Annotated in this window: 12 protein-coding genes; 3 read left to right on the top strand and 9 right to left on the bottom strand. The window is 70.0% G+C overall.

What is annotated here, in order from left to right; translation table 11 throughout:
* Positions 1 to 30: 30 nt before the first annotated feature.
* The 5 genes from ABZ192_RS26265 to ABZ192_RS26245 form a co-directional block, all read right to left on the bottom strand.
* Entirely contained in the window at positions 31 to 1542 is a 1512-nt protein-coding gene (locus tag ABZ192_RS26265; protein WP_356926920.1) for a hypothetical protein, read from the bottom strand.
* Positions 1526 to 1984 (bottom strand): GtrA family protein, encoded by a 459-nt coding sequence (locus ABZ192_RS26260; RefSeq protein ID WP_356926919.1) that lies wholly within the window; start codon positions 1982 to 1984, stop codon positions 1526 to 1528. Before ABZ192_RS26260 ends, ABZ192_RS26265 begins: the two co-directional genes overlap by 17 nt.
* Positions 1985 to 2116: 132 nt before the next feature.
* On the bottom strand, positions 2117 to 7075 hold the full coding sequence (locus ABZ192_RS26255; RefSeq protein WP_356926918.1) for an NAD-glutamate dehydrogenase: 4959 nt from the start codon (positions 7073 to 7075) through the stop codon (positions 2117 to 2119).
* 578 nt (positions 7076 to 7653) lie between these two features.
* Positions 7654 to 8319 carry an HAD hydrolase-like protein gene (locus ABZ192_RS26250; protein WP_356926917.1) on the bottom strand — a complete coding sequence of 222 codons (666 nt, stop codon included), beginning with the start codon at positions 8317 to 8319 and terminating at the stop codon, positions 7654 to 7656.
* Positions 8320 to 8408: 89 nt separating this feature from the next.
* Complete coding sequence (locus ABZ192_RS26245) at positions 8409 to 8924, bottom strand: hypothetical protein (RefSeq protein ID WP_356926916.1); 516 nt, start codon at positions 8922 to 8924, stop codon at positions 8409 to 8411.
* A gap of 360 nt (positions 8925 to 9284) precedes the next feature.
* Here ABZ192_RS26245 and ABZ192_RS26240 point away from each other — a divergent pair, with 360 nt between their 5' ends.
* Complete coding sequence (locus ABZ192_RS26240; RefSeq protein WP_356926915.1) at positions 9285 to 10205, top strand: Rv3235 family protein; 921 nt, start codon at positions 9285 to 9287, stop codon at positions 10203 to 10205.
* A gap of 73 nt (positions 10206 to 10278) precedes the next feature.
* Here ABZ192_RS26240 and secA read toward each other — a convergent pair whose 3' ends face one another.
* Positions 10279 to 13125, bottom strand: coding sequence for a preprotein translocase subunit SecA (secA, locus tag ABZ192_RS26235; RefSeq protein ID WP_356926914.1), 2847 nt, complete (start codon positions 13123 to 13125; stop codon positions 10279 to 10281).
* Between the two features lie 279 nt (positions 13126 to 13404).
* Between secA and ABZ192_RS26230 the strand changes: the two genes are divergently transcribed.
* The gene (locus tag ABZ192_RS26230) at positions 13405 to 13974 is read left to right on the top strand and encodes a GNAT family N-acetyltransferase (protein WP_356926913.1); all 570 of its coding nucleotides are present in this window, start codon (positions 13405 to 13407) and stop codon (positions 13972 to 13974) included.
* A 180-nt stretch (positions 13975 to 14154) separates the two neighbouring features.
* Positions 14155 to 15333: a crosslink repair DNA glycosylase YcaQ family protein gene (locus tag ABZ192_RS26225; RefSeq protein ID WP_356926912.1), complete on the top strand. Its 1179-nt coding sequence runs from the start codon at positions 14155 to 14157 to the stop codon at positions 15331 to 15333.
* Between the two features lie 19 nt (positions 15334 to 15352).
* Here the strand turns inward: ABZ192_RS26225 and ABZ192_RS26220 are convergent, their stop codons facing one another.
* The 3 genes from ABZ192_RS26220 to ABZ192_RS26210 all read right to left on the bottom strand — a co-directional run bounded on the left by ABZ192_RS26220 (position 15353) and on the right by ABZ192_RS26210 (position 18213).
* Positions 15353 to 16099: a response regulator transcription factor gene (locus tag ABZ192_RS26220; protein WP_356926911.1), complete on the bottom strand. Its 747-nt coding sequence runs from the start codon at positions 16097 to 16099 to the stop codon at positions 15353 to 15355.
* A 207-nt stretch (positions 16100 to 16306) separates the two neighbouring features.
* On the bottom strand, positions 16307 to 17005 hold the full coding sequence (raiA, locus tag ABZ192_RS26215; protein ID WP_356926910.1) for a ribosome-associated translation inhibitor RaiA: 699 nt from the start codon (positions 17003 to 17005) through the stop codon (positions 16307 to 16309).
* Between the two features lie 311 nt (positions 17006 to 17316).
* Entirely contained in the window at positions 17317 to 18213 is an 897-nt protein-coding gene (locus ABZ192_RS26210) for a ComF family protein (RefSeq protein ID WP_356926909.1), read from the bottom strand.
* Positions 18214 to 18250 lie beyond the last annotated feature (37 nt).

Below are 18250 nucleotides of genomic sequence, written 5' to 3'. Positions count from 1 at the left end.
AGGACCAGCCGCACAGCGCGCCGAGCCCTGTCATCGCACCACCGCGTACAACACCTGCCCCTCCGGCCCCCGGGTCACCTCCCGCAACCTCACACCGCGTTTCCCGGCGGCCTCCTTGTCCACAACCCACCGCACTTCGTACTCCCGGAGAATCTCCTCGCGCTCCCGCCCCGACGTCCCCTGGCCGAAATACCTCCGCACAGCCGCCGCCCGCCGCCCTTCCCCCGGCAGAAAGAAGTCGGGGTACCCAGGCGCCACGGTGTACGCCCCGTACGCGGGGATCTGCCGGGCCGGCCGCCCCTCCCGGGCCATCACGACGTCCCCGTACTTCACCCACGGCGTCGTCCAGAAGTACCCGGCCCAGGGCCGCCGGTACTTCTCGGCGACAGCTTCCGGCAGATCCCGCGGCTTCACCACGTACCCGACCGTCCCGACCTGCGTCCAAGCCCCCACGGCCAAGGCCACCCCCAGCACACACGCCCACGCCACCCGAGCCTGCCGCCGCCCGGCCTCCCCCACCTCCACCGCCGCAGCCACCTGCGCCGGAATCAACGCCGACGGCAGCGCCCGCCCCCACGACCAGTGCCCGCTCACCCCGCCCGCCGTCACCACGACGACCCCCAGAACGAAGAACAGCACCAGCGGATCCCACCGGTCCCGCCGCCACCGCATCCCCAGCGCCACCACCCCGAGCAGCACCAGCCAGTACCGCCCGACCAGGTCCTCGTACAACGGCCGGTGCACCGACTCCAGATCCGTACCGGCCCCGACCAGTGCGAAGAAGTCGTAGTACGGCCACAGCAGCAGCACGATCAGCCCCAGCACCAGTCCACCGCCCAGCCGGACCCACACCGCCCGGCCCGGCCGCGCGGCCACCACCGTCGCGACCGCCCCCAGCGTGGCCACCACGCCCGAGAACTGATGGCACAGCAGGATCAGCGCCCACAGCGCCCCCAGGCCGAGCCACACGCCCCAGCCCGCGCCACCGTGACCACCGTCGCCGTCGCCGTTGCTCTTGCCGTCGCCGCGCACCGCCCGTCCGAGCCACGCCCAGAGGTGGAACGCGAGCGCCAGCGCGAAGACGCTCGGATACGACACCGTCAGCGCGAGCGAGTTGAGCCCGTAGAAACCGCTCCAGTTGAACAGGACCGTTCCCCAGAGGAACAGCAGGCTCAGTACGGCCAGCGCGGGCGCGGCACGATGGCCGCTCAGCGTCCGCACGTACCGCCACACCCCCGACAGCAGCAGCGCGAGCCCGGCCAGCGCCCCCAGCCGCAGCACCACGAAGACCGACAGACCGCTCACCCGCGCGACACAGCCGAGCACCAGCATCCAGGGCGAGTAGTACGGGCTCGGTGTGTCCGCGTCGACGAGCGGATTGCCCGGGTCGACGAGATCGTGCCGCAGCCGCTGGACGGTCGCGGCGTGCATGCCGAGATCCCCGGCCCACGGCAGCCGGACGATCACGAGGACCATCAGCAGGACGACCACCGCGGCCGCCGCCTGCGCGGCGAGCGTTGCCGGTCTAGGTGCGGTGCGCATCGTGCTGGAACACCCAGGTGCGGTAGACGAGGAAGCGGAAGGCGGAGGCCAGCACGATGGAGGCCGCCTTGACCGCGTTGGACTCGAGGGGACCGGTCAGGCCGAGCCCGTGGTATCCGGCGTAGAACAGCCCGCTCTCCATGGCCACGCCGATTCCGCTGAAGCCGAAGAACAGCGCGATCTGGCGCCGGGTGCGGGATGCCCTGTCCCGGTAGGTGAAATACCGGAACCCGAGGTAATTGGTGCCCATGGCGATCAGGCTGGCCAGCACGGTCGCCGGCATGGCGGCCCGGTGCAGCCCGTGCAGGAGCACGTTGAACACCAGGAAGTTCACCGCGACGCCGCTCCCGCCGACCAGCGCGAAGTTCACCACTTCGACGACGACGCGCTTGACCGGCGGGGTGGGAGCGGCCGCTCGCTCCCCGGAGAGATTCACTGTCACGCCCCAAGCCTTAGCCGGAAACCGTAAGTCCTCCACTCGAATCGCCCTAAGGCACGCCAAGAAGAAAGCGCACGCCAAGAAGAATGCGCCCCGGGCCGGAAATCGGCCCGGGGCGCCCAGGACGCCGTACTGCTACGAATGCGTCCGCAGCAGTGTCCGCATCGTCCGCATCGCGACCGACAGGTTCGCGAGGTCGAACGCCTCGGAGCTCTGGATCTCCTCCAGCGTGGTGCGGGCCCGGCCGAGGATCGCCGCGTTCTTCTGCTCCCACGCCTTGTAGCGCTGCTCGGGCGTCGAGGTGCCGTTGCCCACCGCCAGGACGTCGGCGGTCAGCGCCGCGTGCGCCGCGTACAGGTCCTCGCGGATCGCCGCGCGGGCCATGGACTGCCAGCGGTCGGCGCGGGGCAGCTCGATGATGCGGTCCATGAGCTGCGTGATCCGCAGCCGGTCGGCGAGGTCGTAGTAGACCTCGGCGACGTCCAGCGGCTCCCGGCCCATGCGGTCGGCGACCGAGACGATGTCGAGCGTCGGGAAGGCGGAGGAGAACCCGGCCACGCGGGTGGCGAGTTCGTCCGGGACGCCGGCGTCCGTCAGCTCGTCGTAGATCTTCTGGTACCACTCCAGGTCCGCACCCCGCAGCAGCTTCGGCAGCTGCGTCCAGACCTGCTCGACGCGGTCGGCGAAGAAGTCGACGGTCTCGGCGAGCTGGAGCGGCTGCGGCCGGTTGTTGAGCAGCCAGCGCGTGCCGCGCTCCACGAGGCGGCGCGAGTGCAGCCGGATACGGGTCTGCACGTCGGCCTCGGCCTTGTTGTCGAGCGCCTCGACCCCGTCCCACACCTCGGCGGAGCGGAAGATCGCCCGCGCCGCGGTCTGGGCCCGGACGATCTCCTCCAGGGACGCGCCGGTCTCCTCGCGCAGGCGGTGCAGGTACGTCGTACCGCCCGTGTTGACCGTGTCGTTGACCAGGACGGTCGTGGTGATCTCGCGGCGCAGCGGGTGGCCGTCGATGCGCTCGGCGAACTGCTCGCGCAGCGCGGTCGGGAAGTAGCAGTGCAGCAGGCCCCGCAGGTAGGGGTCGTCGGGCAGCGAGGTGTGCAGCAGCTCCTCGGCAACCGTGATCTTCGTGTACGCCAGCAGGACGGCCGTCTCCGGGCTGGTCAGGCCCTGCCCCTGGGCGAGCCGCTCGCGGATCTGCCGGTCGGTGGGCAGGAACTCCAGCGCCCGGTCGAGGTGGCCCTCCCTGACCAGGTGCTTCATGAAGCGCTGCTGGGCGTGGAGCATGTCCTTGGACTGGGCGAGGGCGTTGGAGATCGCCGTGTTCTGCGCGTAGTTGTTGCGCAGCACCAGCCGGCCGACCTCGTCGGTCATCTCGGCGAGCAGCTTGTTGCGCTGCTTGACGGTCATGTCGCCGTCCGCGACCAGGCCGTTGAGCAGGATCTTGATGTTCACCTCGTGGTCGGAGGTGTCCACGCCCGCGCTGTTGTCGATCGCGTCGGTGTTGATCCGGCCGCCGTGCAGCGCGAACTCGATCCGGCCGAGCTGGGTCAGGCCCAGGTTGCCGCCCTCGCCGACGACCTTGACGCGCAGGTCCTTGCCGTCGACGCGGATGGAGTCGTTGGCCTTGTCGCCGACGTCCGCGTTCGACTCGGCGGAGGACTTGACGTACGTACCGATGCCGCCGTTCCACAGCAGGTCCACCGGCGCCTGGAGGATCGCCTTCATCAGGTCGGCCGGGGTCAGCTTGGTGACCTTGGCCTCGATGCCGAGGGCCTCGCGGATGTGCGCGTTGACCGGGATCGCCTTGGCCGTACGCGGGAAGATGCCGCCGCCGGCCGACAGCAGCTCCTTGTTGTAGTCCTCCCAGCTGGAACGCGGCAGCTCGAACAGGCGGCGGCGCTCGGCGTAGGAGGTGGCGGCGTCCGGGTTCGGGTCGATGAAGATGTGCCGGTGGTCGAAGGCGGCCACCAGGCGGATGTGTTCGGAGAGCAGCATGCCGTTGCCGAACACGTCACCGGACATGTCGCCGATGCCGACGACCGTGAAGTCCTCGGTCTGCGTGTCCACGCCCATGTCGCGGAAGTGCCGCTTGACGGACTCCCAGGCGCCGCGGGCGGTGATGCCCATGCCCTTGTGGTCGTAGCCGGCCGAGCCGCCGGAGGCGAAGGCGTCACCGAGCCAGAAGTTGTACTGCTCGGCGACCCCGTTGGCGATGTCGGAGAAGGTCGCGGTGCCCTTGTCGGCGGCGACGACGAGGTACGTGTCGTCCTCGTCGTGCCTCACGACGTCCGCCGGGGGCACGACCTCGCCGGCCACCATGTTGTCGGTGATGTCGAGCAGCGCCGAGATGAACGTCTTGTAGCTGGCGATGCCCTCGGCCATCCACGCGTCGCGGTCGACGCTCGGGTCGGGCAGCTGCTTGGCGACGAAGCCGCCCTTGGCGCCGACCGGCACGATGACGGTGTTCTTCACCATCTGCGCCTTGACCAGGCCGAGGATCTCCGTACGGAAGTCCTCACGGCGGTCGGACCAGCGCAAGCCCCCGCGCGCGACCTTGCCGAAGCGCAGGTGCACGCCCTCGACGCGCGGCGAGTACACCCAGATCTCGAACGCCGGGCGCGGCGCCGGAAGGTCCGGGATGGCCTGCGGGTCGAACTTCATGGAGACGTAGTCGTGCGGCTTGCCGCCCGCCGCCTCCTGGAAGAAGTTGGTCCGCAGTGTCGCCTTGATGACGGTGAGGAAGGACCGCAGGATCCGGTCCTCGTCGAGCGAGGCCACCTGGTCGAGGGCCGCGTCGACCTCCTCCAGCAGCGCGTCCACGATCTCGTGTCCCGCGCGCTGCCGGTCCGGCGACATCCGCGCCTCGAACAGGGAGACGAGCAGGCGGGTGGTGTGGACGTTGTTGCGGAGGGTGTCCTCCATGTAGTCCTGGCTGAACGTGGAGGCGGCCTGCCGCAGGTACTTCGCGTACGCCCGCAGCACCATGGCCTGGCGCCAGGTCAGCCCGGCGCTCAGCACCAGGGCGTTGAAGCCGTCGTTCTCCGCCTTGCCGGTCCAGGTGGCGGCGAAGGCGTCCTGGAACCGCTCGCGGGCGTCGTCGGCGAGGTACTCACCGCCGCTGCGGGAGCGGGGCATGCGCAGGCCGAAGTCGTAGATCCAGGCCACGCTCCGGTCCGAGCAGCGCAGTTCGTACGGCCGCTCGTCGACGACCTCGACGCCGAGCCGGTTGAGGACCGGCAGCACCGCCGACAGGGAGATGGCGTCGCCCGTGCGGTAGATCTTGAAGCGGCGCTCCTCGGGGGCGGCGCCCACCGGCTCGTAGAGGCTGAGCGCGAAGTCCTGGCCCTCCTCGGCGTTGAGCTGTTCGAGGTGGACGAGGTCGGCGACCGCGGCGCGCGGGTTGTGGTCGGCCTTGTAGCCCTCGGGGAAGGCGTGCGCGTACCGGCGCATCAGCTCCGCCGCCTGCTCCTCGCCGAGCTCGGCGTTGAGCGCCTCGGCGAAGGCGTCCTCCCAGGAGCGGGCGGCCTCCACCAGCCGGGCCTCGATGCGCTCCTTGTCGGCGTCGGACAGCTCGGGCAGCTCGGTGCCCTGCGGGACGCGGACCACGAAGTGCAGCCGGGAGAGGATCGACTCGGTGTTCCAGGCCGTGAAGTCGACGCTGATGCCGCCCAGTTCCTCCTTGAGGATCTCGATGATCCGCAGGCGGACGGCCGTGGTGTAGCGGTCGCGCGGGAGGTAGACGAGGGCGGAGTAGTAACGCCCGTACTCGTCCTGGCGCAGGTAGAGCCTCAGCCGCCTGCGCTCCTGGAGGTAGAGGACGGAGGTGACGATGGCCCGCAGCTCGTCGACCGGGGTCTGGAACAGCTCGTCGCGCGGGTAGGTCTCCAGGATCTGGAGCAGGTCGCGCCCGTCGTGGCTGTTGGGCGAGAACCCGGCCTGTTCGAGGACCTCCTCGACCTTGCGGCGGATGACCGGGACCCGGCGCACGGACTCGGTGTAGGCGGCGGAGGAGAACAGGCCGAGGAACCGCCGCTCGCCGATGACATTGCCCTCGGCGTCGAACTTCTTGACTCCGATGTAGTCCAGGTACGACGGCCGGTGCACGGTCGACCGGCTGTTCGCCTTGGTCAGGACGAGGAGCTTGTGCTCGCGGGCCTTGGCCCGGGCGTCGGCGGGCAGCCGCTCGAAGGACGGGCTGACCGGGTGGCTCTCCTGGTCGGAGTGGTGCGGGTCGGCGCGCAGGATGCCGAGGCCGGTGCCGGGCACGGCGGCCAGCGAGTCGTCCCCGCGCAGCTCGTACTCGCGGTAGCCGAGGAAGGTGAAGTGGTCGTCGGCCAGCCAGCGCAGCAGCTCGCGGGCCTCCTCGACCTGGGGTCCGGGCAGGTCACCGGGGATGGGCTCGTCCGGCAGCCCCTCCGCCAGCCGGATCGCCGCCTCCCGCATCTTGCCCCAGTCCTCGACGGCCTCACGGGCGTCGGACAGCACCCGCAGCAGGTCGGCGGTGATCTGCTTCAGATCGGATCGGTCGGTCTCGCGGTCGATCTCGACGTGGATCCAGGACTCGATGTGCGCGTCGTGCGGAAGGTCACCCAGGCCGGTCGCGGACTGGGGCAGCACCTCGATGAGCTTGCCGGTGACATCGCGCCGCACGACGAACTGCGGGTGGATGACGACGTGAATCCCGCGCCCCTGCCGCGTCAGCTCATTGGTGACGGAGTCGACGAGGAAGGGCATGTCGTCGGTGACGACCTCGACCACGGAGTGGCTGCACGTCCACCCGTTCTCTTCGACCGTGGGGGTGTGGACCCGCACGTTGGCCGTGCCCTGGGGGCGGTTTTCGGCCAGCCGGTAGTGCGAGACGGCGGCTCCGAAGACGTCGACCGGGTCGCGGTCGGTGAGGTCCTCCGGGGCCGTGTGCAGGTAGTAACGCTGGAGGAACGAGAGCAGGGACTCGCGATCCGGGGCCTCCTGGGCGTCTGGGGTCTCCTCGCCCGTCGACCCGGTCGGTAGGTGCCCCCCGACCGGGCTGTTCTCAGCAACCCGGGCGGCCCTCTCGAGCAACTCGGCCTTGGCTTCGTCCAGCTTGGTCTGCATTGTCCTCTGGCTCCTGTCGCGCGCCGTTGCGTGACGTAGAAGGAAGTACGGCCTCTGCGCTTACGACGTCACGTCGTGACACGGGGTATCCGGTCTGTTCCGACGCTATGCCGCAAGGTGAGATGAGCGGGGGTGTCTGAGCCAATCTTGAGCTGCCCCACGGGTGTGAGGCTGCTCTCTGCGACGCCTCGGTCCGGGTGGTGCTCGGCGTCCCGGGAGTCCTCGAAGCCCCGTCCCGCCCGCGAAGACCAGCGACCGCCGCCCGGTCACGGATGTGGTCCGTGCTCTCCGGGCGCAGGGCAGGGACGACGACGTCCCCGCGAACTATCGCGCTGATCACGCCACCAGGCTATCGCTCCTTACAGGGGGCCCGTCATGAGCCGTATGTGTACAAAACCAGGCCTGGAAGTTTGACGTTCTGCACAGTGCCATTACCGCCGCTGCGGGCAGTCGTGCCTCCCTCAGCGCCCTAAGGGCCTGGGAGGCCCCCCCCCCGGGCGGCACGGGTGGGCGCAGCGGCACCCCGCTCCGCCGGGCTGCGGACCCACCCAGCCCCAGTGCCGACGCCGAGCACCCGGCTACGCCGCCAGTCTCTCCGCCTCCGCCACGGCTTCCTCAAGCGTGTCCACGACCGGCACCCCCACCGCCTCCAGACTCGCCCGACTGTGCGACCCGCCGGTGTACAGCACAGCCCGGGCGCCCACATGCAACGCGGCCACCGCGTCATCCGCGGCGTCCCCGATCACCACAGTGCGCTCAGGAGCCACACTCGAGAGCGACGCCAGATGCCGCACCATGTGCTCGGCCTTGCTGCCCCCCGACGGCCCGGTCCGCCCGTCCACCCGTATGAAGTGCGGCTCGATCCCGAATCCCCGCACCAACGGAACCAGCTCCTCATGCACGTACATGCTGAGGATCGACTGGCTTCGCCCCGCCGACCGCCACCCGGACAGCAGCTCCACCGCCCCCACGGTCAGCCCGCAGCGCGCCCGGTGCTCCGCGTAGTACCGATGGAAGATGTCGTCCATGACCTCCCACTCGGCCTCGGTGGGCAGCCTCCCCATCAGCCGCTCGTAGAACTTCGGCACCGGCACGCAGTACAGCTCCCGGTACTTCTCCAGCGTCAGCGGCTCCAGCCCCAGCTCGGCGAAGGCCGCGTTCGTCGCCCCGATGATCGCGTCGATGTCATGGAACAGCGTCCCGTTCCAGTCCCAGACAATGTGCGCGCCCGTCTGCATCCCCATGCCCCAAAACGTACCCGCCCCCACTGACAATCAAGAGAACGGAGACTCAACGCGCCCCCTGAAACGCCGAGAGCACCCGCGCCCGGCGCTCAGACCCCGCGCCCCACCAGGTTCGGAATCTCCTGCGTGGCGAACCACAGCAGCTCGTGGTCCTCCGCCCCGTCCACCACGAACTGCGCGTCGTCGTCGCCACCGTCCGCCGCCGGCAGCGCATCGGCCGCCGCCGTCACATCCGCCTGCGCGTCCGCGGCGTCGACATGCACGGACGCCGCCTTGGCCAGCGCGACGGGGCCGGCGACCCGCACCTCCCCCAGCGCCGCCGGGTCGAGCCCCCGGTCGGGGTCGGCGCTCGCGGCCCGGTCCGGCACGTCCACGGCCACCACGACCCGCCGCCGCGGCGCCTCCGGCTCGGCCGCCAGCCGCCGCAGCGAGGCCAGCGCGGCCCGGCTCAGCGCCGCGTACTCCAGTTCCTCGATGTCGTCGGAGAGGTACCACTCGCGCAGCCCGGGTGTCACGGCGTACGCGACGAACGGCCCGGCTCCCAGCTCGCCCGTCTCGTACGCCTCGGCGAGACCGGGGAGGGTCAGGGGCACGTAGACACGCATGGCTGGCGGCTTCTTTCGTGGTCGTTTTTTGGTGGTCGTTTTTTGGTGGTCGTTTCGTGGCCGTCTTCACGGTCGGAGGGCTCCGGAAGGCCTTCAGGATACGTGCGGCGCGTCCCCTTTCGAGTTCCGCCCTGTGACGCCGGACGCGGCAACTCCAGGCCCGGCTTTCACCCGGTGCACCCCCCGCACTGACTGGTTCCGCACCCTCCACACCACCCGGATAGGTGAACATTCCGGCGCTCGCCACCCGGGGTCCGCTTCCTTGCCCCTGCCCCCGTTGGGCCCGTACAAGATCACCACCCGAAGTTACTCCCCGGTATCAACCGGGCCCACGAAACGGGGATCCCCATGCACAAGGTCATGACCAGGACACAGCAGCGCCCGGCCACCCGCCCGCCGGCCCGCCGCGACCCACGCCGCCCCGGCGGCAGCACCGACACCCGCACGTCCGGCAGCACCACCTCGCGCAGCCCCGGGAGCCCTACTCCCCGCACCCCCAGCGGCGCCACACCGCCCAGCACCCCCGGTGGCACCACGCCGCCCCGCACGCCCGGCGGAGGCCCCGCACGCACCCCGGCAGCCGGCGGCCGCCCTCCGGGCTCCGCCCGCGCCACGAGCCCCCGCACCCGCCCCACGGACACGCGCCCGCCGACACCCTCCGCCACCCCCACAGCACCCCGCAGAGCGGCACGGGCGACCGCCCCGGCCTCCCGGCAGACGACACCACCGGCCCCGGCCTTCCGGCGCACCACACCACCGGCCCCGGCTTCCGGTAAGACCACATCCGTTCCGGCGTCCCGACGGACCACACCACCCGCCCTCGTCTCCCGGAGCACCACACCCGCCCCGGCTGGGAACAGCACACCCGCCCCGGCCTCCCGGGACACCGCCGCACCCCGCGTCCCGGCCCAGCACCCCCACCGCCCGGCGCCGGCCGCGCACCTCCTCCCCACCGACCTCTTCGCCGACCTCCTGCTCGCGGTCCTCAGCGGCCACCGCCCCGTCCACTCGATGCTCCGCCACACCCGGGGCCGCGCCTACGACGAACTGGCCTGGCTCGCCGAACGCGGCCCCCTGCGCACCCGCGGCACCCGCCCCGTCGTCCGCGACATCGGCTACTTCGAACCCCGCCCCGGCGCCATCGAGGCCTTCGCCCGCATCGGCGCCGGAGACCAACTGCGCGCCATGGCCTTCCGCCTGGAACTCGGCCAGGACCTCCGCTGGCGCTGCACGGCGGTGGAACTCGGCGGCCCCCGACCGCCCCGCGCAGAGGCCGACTGACCCCCGGCAAACCGAAGGGCCGGACACCCTCGGGTGTCCGGCCCTTCCTGCCGCTACGGCGCCTCAGCGACCGTCACTTCTTACGACGACCCCGGCTCCGCGCCTGCTTGCGGCGCTCCGCGCGCGTGAGGCCGTCGGCCTCGGAACGCACCGGCTCCTCGTCGGTGGCGAAGTCACCCTCGATGGTGCCGCCCTCGCCGTCGACCGTCGGGGCGGAGAAGTGGAGGTTGCGCCGCTGCGGGGCGTCGAGCCCCTTGGCGCGGATCTCCGGACGGGCACCGGCCTGGGCCGGCACCGTGTCGTGCTTCTCCAGGTCGGCCACCGGCTTGGTGTCCTCGACCGGGACCTCCTCGACCTGCTGCTCGACCTGGACCTCCAGGTTGAACAGGTAGCCGACGGACTCCTCCTTGATGCCCTCCATCATGGCGGTGAACATGTCGAAGCCCTCGCGCTGGTACTCGACCAGCGGGTCCTTCTGCGCCATCGCGCGCAGGCCGATGCCCTCCTGGAGGTAGTCCATCTCGTAGAGGTGCTCGCGCCACTTGCGGTCGAGGACCGACAGCACGACCCGGCGCTCCAGCTCACGCATGATCTCGGAGCCGAGCTGCGCCTCGCGCGCCTCGTACTGCTCGTGGATGTCGTCCTTGACGGAGTCGCCGATGAACTCGGCGGTCAGCCCGGCACGGTCGCCGGCGGCCTCCTCCAGCTCCTCGATCGTGACCTTGCACGGGTAGAGCTGCTTGAAGGCGCCCCACAACCGGTCGAGGTCCCAGTCCTCGGGGAAGCCCTCGGCGGTCTCGGCCTGGACGTAGGCGTCGATCGTGTCGTCCATGAAGTGCTGGATCTGCTCGTGCAGGTCCTCGCCCTCCAGGACGCGGCGCCGCTCGCCGTAGATGACCTCACGCTGACGGTTGAGGACCTCGTCGTACTTCAGGACGTTCTTGCGGGTTTCAAAGTTCTGCTGCTCGACCTGCGACTGGGCGGAGGCGATCGCACGCGTGACCATCTTGTTCTCGATCGGCACGTCGTCCGGGACGTTCGCCATCGACATCACGCGCTCGACCATCTGGGCCTTGAACAGCCGCATCAGGTCGTCGCCGAGGGAGAGGTAGAAGCGGGACTCGCCCGGGTCGCCCTGACGGCCGGAACGACCGCGCAGCTGGTTGTCGATCCGCCGCGACTCGTGCCGCTCGGTGCCCAGCACGTAGAGGCCGCCGAGCTTCTCGACCTCTTCCTTCTCGGCCTGGACGGCCTTCTCGGCGCGCTTGAGCGCCTCGGGCAGGGCCTGCGCCCACTCCTCGATGTGCTCCTCGGGGTCGAGGCCGCGCTGGCGCAGCTCCGCCTCGGCGAGGTCCTCGGGGTTGCCGCCGAGCTTGATGTCCGTACCACGACCGGCCATGTTCGTGGCCACCGTGACGGAGCCCTTGCGGCCGGCCTGGGCGACGATCTGCGCCTCACGGTCGTGCTGCTTGGCGTTCAGCACCTCGTGCTGGATGCCGCGCTTGCTGAGCTGCTGCGAGAGGTACTCGGACTTCTCGACCGAGGTGGTGCCGACGAGGATCGGCTGGCCCTTGCGGTGCTTCTCCTCGATGTCGTCGACGACCGCCTCGAACTTGGCGACCTCGGTCCGGTAGATCAGGTCCGACTGGTCCTTGCGGACCATCGGACGGTTGGTCGGGATCGGCACCACGCCGAGCTTGTAGATCTGGTGGAACTCGGCGGCCTCGGTCATCGCGGTACCGGTCATGCCGCAGAGGCCGGGCTGCTCCTTGCCCTTGTGGTCGTGGCGCTTGTAGAGGCGGAAGAAGTTCTGGAGCGTGATCGTGGCGAGCGTCTGGTTCTCGTCCTTGATCGGCACCCCTTCCTTCGCCTCGATCGCCTGGTGCATGCCCTCGTTGTAACGGCGGCCCGCGAGGATACGTCCGGTGTGCTCGTCGACGATCATGACCTCGTCGTCGATGATGACGTAGTCCTTGTCCTTCTTGAAGAGCTCCTTGGCCTTGATGGCGTTGTTCAGGTAGCCCACCAGCGGGGTGTTCACCGACTCGTAGAGGTTGTCGATGCCCAGCCAGTCCTCGACCTTGGCGACACCGGACTCGTGGATCGCGACCGTGCGCTTCTTCTCGTCGACGTCGTAGTCGCCGGTCTCCTCGATGCCCTTGAGCGGCTGGCCGGCCTCGCCGCGCTTGAGACGCTTGACCAGCTTGGCGAAGTCGCCGTACCACTTGGTGGCCTGGTCGGCCGGGCCGGAGATGATCAGCGGCGTACGGGCCTCGTCGATGAGGATGGAGTCGACCTCGTCGACGATGGCGAAGTTGTGGCCGCGCTGGACGAGCTCGTCCTTGGACCACGCCATGTTGTCGCGCAGGTAGTCGAAGCCGAACTCGTTGTTCGTACCGTACGTGATGTCGCAGGCGTACTGCTCGCGGCGCTGAGCCGGCGTCATGTTGGCGAGGATGCAGCCGACGCTCAGGCCCAGGAAGCGGTGGACGCGGCCCATCATCTCGGAGTCGCGCTCGGCCAGGTAGTCGTTCACCGTGATGATGTGGACGCCCTCGCCGGACAGCGCGTTCAGATACGCCGGCAGCGTGCCCACGAGGGTCTTGCCCTCACCGGTCTTCATCTCCGCCACGTAGCCCATGTGCAGGGCCGCGCCGCCCATCATCTGCACGTCGTAGTGCCGCTGGCCCAGGACGCGCTTGGCGGCCTCGCGGACGGTGGCGAACGCCTCGGGCAGCAGGTCGTCCAGCGTCTCGCCGTCCGCGTAGCGCTGCTTGTACTCATCGGTGAGGGCCCGCAGCTCGGCGTCGGAGAGGTCGACGAAGTCCTCTTCGATGGAGTTGACCTGGTCCGCGATGCGGTGCAGCTTGCGCAGGATCTTGCCTTCGCCTGCACGCATGATCTTCGAGAGGACGGACACGGGGGTTGGTCTCCTTGCCGGTCGGGCCTGGGACGGTCGGTTACCACTTGACTTACTGAGCAACGGCCATCGTATGCGAGGACCCCACCGCGCCGGGAGGGCCTGCCGAGACGGCGACCGTCCGCTGCTTCATTCTCATTCACTCTGCTTCAAAGGGGACAACGTCCGGGCCCCTCGTATGGTGCCGCACCCCCCGCCCGAATTGAGCGAAGCGTGATCACTGCCTCACTCACAGCAAACAGATGGCGCTCTTCTCGGGCCTCCCACCACAATCGGCCGATGGACCCCGTCACCCTCACCACGGACCGCCTCCGGCTGCGCACGGTCGGCCCCCAGGACACCGACGCGGTGTACGCGGCCTGCCAGGACCCCGACATCCAGCGCTGGACCACGATCCCTTCGCCGTACCTCCGTGAACACGCCGAGGGCTTCACGGAGCAGTTGGTGCCCGACGGCTGGGCGGACGGGTCCATGTACACCTTCGGCGTCTTCCTCCACTCCGGAGAACTCACCGGCATGGTCGGCATCACCATGCACGCCCTGGGCATGGGCGAGATCGGCTTCTGGGCCGCCAAGCAGCACCGCTCCAACGGCTACATCACGGAAGCCGCCCTCACCACCTGCCGCTGGGCCTTCGCCAAGGCCGCCGTCGACCGCATCGAATGGCGCGCCGAGGTGGGCAACCACGCCTCCCGCGCGGTAGCGGAACGAGCCGGCTTCACGATCGAAGGCATGTTGCGCGCCGCGACCAACAACAAGGGCGTACGCCGCGACACGTGGGTCGGCTCCTTGCTCCCCTCGGACCTGGGCCTCCCGTCGACGGCCCCGTACTTGCCGGCCCGCGCGTAGCGCTGAGCTGCGGGCAGTCGTGCCGCTGGGGCGGCACGGGTGGGCGCAGCGGCACCTCGCTCCGCCGGGCTGCGCACACACCCCACCCCAGCCCCCACACACAGCGCCCCACACCCAACCCCGCAGCTCACGCCCCACTGCCAGTCCCACTGTCAGTCCCACCCCCTATCGTGCAAAACCATGACCACCCCGCACCCGCGCCCCACAACAGAGCTCTCCGCAGACGAGGCCCGCAGACTGACCCTCCGCGCCCAGGGCTTCCTCGGCGCCCCACCCCGCCGCGCCGGCGTCCGCGGCATCCTCCGCCACCTGGGTGCGATACAGCTCGACACCATCTCGGTCCTGGCCCGCTCCCACGAACTCGTCCCGTACGCCCGCCTGGGCGCGGTAGGCCGAAAGACAGTGGAGAACGCCTACTGGACGGACACCCACGCCTTCGAGTACTGGTCCCACGCGGCCTGCATCCTCCCCATCGAGGAGTGGCCGCACTTCGCCTTCCGCCGCCGCGCCTACCGCAACCGCCCGCACTGGAACCACGATCTCCCGGACGGCGCCTACGACGAGGTCATCAAGCAGCTCCGCGACGAAGGCCCCCTCACGGCCACGGAGTTGGGCGGCGCGAAGAAGACGAACGACTGGTGGGACTGGTCCGGCTCCAAGGTCGCCGTCGAACGCGCCCTGATGTACGGCGAGGTGGTCTGCGTGGAGCGCCGCGGCTGGAAGCGCGTGTACGACCTCGCCGAGCGCGCGATCCCGCAGGACCTGCTGCACGACGAGCTGGACGACCCCGAGTGCCTGCGCCGCCTGGTCCGCCTGGCGGGCCAGTCCCTCGGCGTCGGCACCCGCGCGGACATCGCCGACTATCACCGCCTCAAGGGCGAGCAGGTCGACGCGGTGATCGCCGACTCGGGCCTCGTCCCGGTCACGGTCGAGGGCTGGGGCAAGCCGGCCTGGGCCGACCCCGCGGCCCTGGAGACACCCCCGCGCGGCCGCCACCGCACCACGCTGCTCTCGCCCTTCGACTCCCTGATCTGGGAGCGGGCGCGCACGGAGCGGATCTTCGGCTTCACCCACCGCCTGGAGGCGTACGTCCCCAAACAGAAGCGGGTGTACGGCTACTTCGCGATGCCGGTCCTGGCCGGCGGCCGGCTCGTCGGCCGCGTGGACCCGGCCCGCGAGGGCCGCACGCTGGTGGCCAAGCAGGTCACCCTCGACGGCGCCAAGGCGGTCCCGGCCGTGGCCCAGGCCCTGGTCGAAGCGGCGACCTGGGTGGACTGCACGGACGTACGCGTGGAGCTGGTCGACGCACCGGACCTGCGCGAACCCCTCGTCAAGGAACTCGCCCGCATCCTCGCCTGAGCCCTATCGCTGCAAGGGATCACCGGATCTCGAGGATCTTCTCCCGCATCGCGTACACCACCGCTTCCATCCTGGAGTGCAGCTGGAGCTTCTCCAGGATGTTGCGCACGTGGTTCTTCACGGTGTTCTCGGAGATGAACAACTCCTTGGCGATATCGCGGTTGTTCATCCCCGTCGCGACGAGTTTGAGGACTTCCAGTTCGCGGTCCGTCAGCCGCGGCGCGGGCACCAGCCGGCGCTCGTCCGTGCGCTGGATCATCGACTTGAACTCGGTGAGCAGCTTCGACGCCATGGAAGGGCTGATCTGCGACTGCCCGTCGGCCACCGCGCGAATCGCGGTGGCCACCTCGTCCGTCGAGATCTCCTTGAGGAGATAACCGGTCGCGCCCGCCTTGATGGCGTCGTAGAGATCGGCTTCCTCGTCACTGATCGTCAGCATGATGATCTTGGCGCTGGGGGCGACCTCCTTGATGGAGGTGCAGGCCTCGATCCCGCCGCGCTTGGGCATCCGCACATCCATCAGGATGATGTCGGGCAGCAGGTCGGCGGCCTTCTCGACGGCCTCGGCGCCGTCGCCCGCCTCCCCGATGACCTGGATGTCCTCCTCGGCCGCCAGCACGATCTCCAGGCCACGGCGGAACAGTGCGTGGTCGTCGACCACAAGGACTCTGATCGGTTCCTTGCGTGGAGAGTCCGTGTCCGGGCCCATGCCGACGACGCCGTCGTCGGCATCCTCGTCACGCATCGGTCCGAAGCTGTCCGCCATCGTTCCTCCCCCTGAAGGCTGCGGCCTGTGGTCCTGAGCCATCGCCAACCCAGAGCAACGACCCACCGGTTGGGCCGTGGCCAACCATGATTTCATGCCCGGACGACACCGGGGTGACGGAGCGGGGTGCCAAGAGGTCGCACGGGGGTGCCCCTGGGGGCGCACACGCGCTCCAGGGGCACCTCTGCTCCGCTGTACCCGGCATGGTCAGCCGCCGAGCGCACCGCCTGCCTCGGGGGCGTGCGCCTGTGTGACCATCGTGTCCGTCCTGAGGTGGATCACGCCGTAGTCGTAGGCGTGCCGTCGGTAGACGACACTCGGTTCCTTGGTCTCGGAGTCGACGAACAGGTAGAAGTCGTGCCCGACCAGTTCCATCTCGTAGAGAGCCTGGTCGAGGGTCATGGGCGCTGCGACGTGGGTCTTCTCGCGGACGACGATGGGGCCGTCACCCTGCACTTCCAGCGAGCCGATCTTCTTCGTGGGGACGGCCTCTTCAGGCTCCTCCTGCGGAGTCGGCACCAGGCCGTTTCCGTTGAGCGTCGCCACGCCCGGGACGTGATCGGCGACCTCCGCGGCCGAAATCCGGCGCGCGCCACGGCGCGAGAACCGCTTGTCGTGCTGCCTGCGCAGCCGGGCTTCCAGCTTTTCCGCCGCCAGGTCGAGCGCCGCGTACGGATCGCTCGCCGCTGCCTCCGCCCGGATCACCGGACCGCGGGAGCGAAGCGTGATCTCCACTCGGTCACAGCGGTCGGCCTGCCTGGGGTTCGGCTCCTTGGACACCTCGACGTCGAGGCTGATCACCTTGCCATCGAGCTTCTGGATCTTCTCCAGCTTCAGCTTCTCGGCCACGTGCTTCCGGAACCGCTCGGGCACCTCGGTCTTGCGGCCCTTGACGACGATGTCCACGCAGAACTCCGTTCCCGGATCGCTCCGCTTCGCTGCGGAGCGTCTCCCTTTTGCACCAGGTCCCGGTGTGCCCCGGGACCTCGGACTCGGTGACTTCCACCTCCTCCCCCGCGGGCGAGATCTCCACTCCACCGTCGCGAGTGATGAAGAAAAACCCGCGACGCGGCATTCGGATTTGAGAGGTGTGGCCTGCGGCTTTCCCTCTCAACCGAACATATCTCGCCTGGACGGATGTCGTCACCCTCTACTGCGGCGTACCTCCGTTCAGGTGAATAAGGCCTCTCGCTACCTGCAACGACGCAAGATCTCAGTCAGTTCCGGTTTATTTCAAAAGAGTCCGGTGATGCCGCGACCACCGCCGCGCACACCACGTCAACGGCTCCGTCGGCGCCGCCCGCGCACGTCATTCCCTGCCGGCCGGGCCGCCGACCCGTCCTCTCTCGCGTTGTTCCGACGTTCTGTTCCTCTCTGCTTTCCCACGTCTCTCCCCCGTACACGGCCACAGCCCCGGCAGCGTTCGAAACCGGCCCCGCCGCCCGCACGGCGCGCGCTGCCTCCGCCAAGGACGCCCCCGTGGTCATCACGTCGTCGACGAGGACGACCGGCCCACCGGAGAGCAGTCGGTCACCGCCGGGCACCACCGCCAGCGCGCCCGCGAGATTGTCCAGCCGCTGCCGGGAGTTGAGCTCCGCCTGGTCGGCCACGGCCCGCCGCTGCCGCAGCACGCCGAGCACCCGGGCCGGCACCCCGCTCCGACGCAGCTCCCCCGCCGCCGCCAGCGCGATCCGCCGCGCGGGATCATGCCCACGGGCCCGCACGGCCCGCCGCCCCGACGGAACGGGCACGAGCAGCACAGGAGCCGTGACAGCCCGGGACCACGCCCCTTCGGCCCCGGACCAGGAGCCGCCCCACGCCGTCTGCAGCCCTGCGCGCACGGCTCCCGCCAAAGCGGCCCCGAGGGGACCGGCAAGCGCCAGAGCGCCCCGTTCCTTGTGGGCCAGCAACGTCGCCCGCACTTCGTCCGCGTACCGTGCCGCCGCATGCACCCGGGGCAGCCCGGGCGGCTCCGGCTCCGGCCGCACCCGGCATGCCGCGACTCCGCTCAGCACCGCACGGCACTCCGGGCAGAGCACCGCACGAGGCCTCCCGCAGCCCCCGCACTCGGCCGGCAGCACCAGGTCGGTGAGGTCCTGCCACCACCCCCGCATGTCCACCACTGTGCCGCCCCGGGCCCCGCCCTGCCAC

The organism is Streptomyces sp. NPDC006235 (genome assembly GCF_040613735.1).
Taxonomy (GTDB): Bacteria; Actinomycetota; Actinomycetes; order Streptomycetales; family Streptomycetaceae; genus Streptomyces.
Note: the sequence above shows the minus strand (reverse complement) of the source record. Positions and strands in the feature narration are given on the sequence as shown.

Coding starts and splice junctions, on each gene's coding strand:
- ABZ192_RS26240 (WP_356926915.1), top strand. CDS start 9,285: ATGACCAGGACACAGCAGCGCCCGGCCACCCGCCCGCCGGCCCGCCGC.
- ABZ192_RS26230 (WP_356926913.1), top strand. CDS start 13,405: ATGGACCCCGTCACCCTCACCACGGACCGCCTCCGGCTGCGCACGGTC.
- ABZ192_RS26220 (WP_356926911.1), bottom strand. CDS start 16,099: ATGGCGGACAGCTTCGGACCGATGCGTGACGAGGATGCCGACGACGGC.
- ABZ192_RS26245 (WP_356926916.1), bottom strand. CDS start 8,924: ATGCGTGTCTACGTGCCCCTGACCCTCCCCGGTCTCGCCGAGGCGTAC.
- ABZ192_RS26265 (WP_356926920.1), bottom strand. CDS start 1,542: ATGCGCACCGCACCTAGACCGGCAACGCTCGCCGCGCAGGCGGCGGCC.
- ABZ192_RS26210 (WP_356926909.1), bottom strand. CDS start 18,213: ATGCGGGGGTGGTGGCAGGACCTCACCGACCTGGTGCTGCCGGCCGAG.
- ABZ192_RS26250 (WP_356926917.1), bottom strand. CDS start 8,319: ATGGGGATGCAGACGGGCGCGCACATTGTCTGGGACTGGAACGGGACG.
- ABZ192_RS26255 (WP_356926918.1), bottom strand. CDS start 7,075: ATGCAGACCAAGCTGGACGAAGCCAAGGCCGAGTTGCTCGAGAGGGCC.
- ABZ192_RS26225 (WP_356926912.1), top strand. CDS start 14,155: ATGACCACCCCGCACCCGCGCCCCACAACAGAGCTCTCCGCAGACGAG.